The sequence below is a fragment of the Streptomyces sp. GC420 genome (assembly GCF_009916105.1).
Taxonomy (GTDB): domain Bacteria; phylum Actinomycetota; class Actinomycetes; order Streptomycetales; family Streptomycetaceae; genus Streptomyces.
Genome location: NZ_JAAAXQ010000705.1, coordinates 1 through 1,819 on the forward strand (window position 1 = coordinate 1; position 1,819 = coordinate 1,819).

The 1,819-nt window shown below is 74.3% G+C and carries 2 protein-coding genes; both read left to right on the forward strand.

Annotated elements, in window-relative coordinates:
- Nucleotides 1-68 precede the first annotated feature (68 nt).
- Nucleotides 69-1,382 (forward strand): histidine kinase, encoded by a 1,314-nt coding sequence (locus tag GUY61_RS37950; RefSeq protein WP_166634836.1) that lies wholly within the window; start codon nucleotides 69-71, stop codon nucleotides 1,380-1,382.
- A gap of 2 nt (nucleotides 1,383-1,384) precedes the next feature.
- On the forward strand, nucleotides 1,385-1,819 hold a 435-nt coding region (locus tag GUY61_RS37955), incomplete at its 3' end, for a response regulator transcription factor (RefSeq protein WP_208106961.1).

The following is a 1,819-nucleotide window of genomic DNA, read 5'->3' on the forward strand; positions in this document are numbered from 1 at the left end:
TGCCGGGCCAGCGGGGAGGGGCCGGGGGCCCCTCCCCGTGGGCGGGTGGCGTGACGGAGGATGGGGCCGTGGCAGTCCTCACCCGGCGTACCGAGACGCGCACCGAGACCGCGCCGGCCGCGCGGCCGCGCCCCCTACCCAGGCTGAACCCGGTCGAGCGCATCACCGCGTTCGTCGCCCGCGACCCCCTCGAAGCACCGCACCAGCTGCGCACCGACACGCTCGTCGCCCTGGGCGCGGCCGTGTTCGCCGTCCTCGTCGGACTGTTCTCCGACGACACCAGGGTGCCCGACGCCCTCGGCTGGGCGCTGCTCGCCGGCAGCACCGTGCCACTGGTCTGGCGGCGCAGGCGCCCCGTCCTCGTCCTCCTGATCGCCGTCTGCTTGCTGCTGCCGTACCACGCCCTGGACAACGCGCACAGCGCGCCGCTCGCCACGACGTTCGTCGCGCTCTACACGGTGGCGGTGACGGGCCGCCCGCTGCGCACGGTGCTCATCGGCACCGGCGTCGTCGCGGTCATCGTGACCGTGATGATCAGCATCGACGCCGACCGGGGGATCGAGCTCCTGCGCATCTCCGGCTGGATCATGGCCATCCTGTTCATCGGCGTGGACGTGCGGATCTGGCGGCGGTACGTCGCCTCCATCGTGGACCGCGCCGAACGCGCCGAGCGCACCAGGGAGGAGGAGGCCGCCCGCCGCGTCGCCGAGGAGCGCCTGCGCATCGCACGCGACCTGCACGACCTCCTCGCCCACAGCATCACCCTCATCGGGGTGCAGACCTCCGTCGCCTCCCACGTCCTGACCGTCGACCCCGGCCGGCTCGACCGCGCCGCCGTCGCCAAGGCCCTCGACGGCATCGCCGAGACCTGCCGCGACGCCCGTGCCGAACTGCGCACCACCCTCGAAGTCCTGCGTGCGGACGGCGGGGGCGACCAACCCGGTGAGGGCCCCGGCCACGGCGGTCCGCTGCCGGAGCTGAGCGGTCTGCCCGAACTCGTACGGTCCGCCGAGGCGAGCGGCGCCAAGGTCTCGCTCAGTGTCGCCGAGGGCCCCCGCGTCCCGGCGGCGGTCGGCGCCGCCGCCTACCGCATCGTCCAGGAGGCCCTTACCAACTCCGTGCGCCACGGCGGACCGGGCGTCGCCGTACGCGTGGAGGTCGAGTCGGTCCGGGACGCCGACGGCGCCGCGGCGCTCACGGTAACGGTCACCGACGACGGCCGCGCCCCCGAGCCGTCCACCCCGCCCGGCTTCGGCATCATCGGGATGCGTGAACGCGCCCGCAGCGTGGGCGGCACCGTCACCGCGGGACGGCGCGACGGGGGCGGGTTCGCGGTGACCGCGCTGCTGCCCCTCGCCCCGCAGGAGGAGAGCCGGAGTTGAACATGATCAGGGTCGTCCTGGCCGACGACCAGAACCTCGTACGGGCCTCCTTCGCCATGCTCGTCGAGTCCGCCCCCGACATGGAGGTCGTCGGTCAGGCGAGCAACGGCAGGGAGGCCGTCGAGGCGGCCCGCAGGGAACGCGCCGACCTCGTCGTCATGGACATCCGCATGCCCGGACTCGACGGCATCGAGGCCACCCGCCTGATCGCCGCGGACGAGGACCTCGCGGGCGTGAAGGTGCTGGTCCTCACGACGTACGACACCGACGAGCACGTCGTCGACGCGCTGCGCGCCGGAGCCTCGGGCTTCCTGCTGAAGGACATCCGCCCGGCCGAACTCCTCGATGCCATCCGCACGGTCGCGGCCGGCGACTCGCTGCTCTCACCGGGCCCCACCGCCCGCCTCATCGCCCGCGTCCTGCGCGCCCCCGAGGCC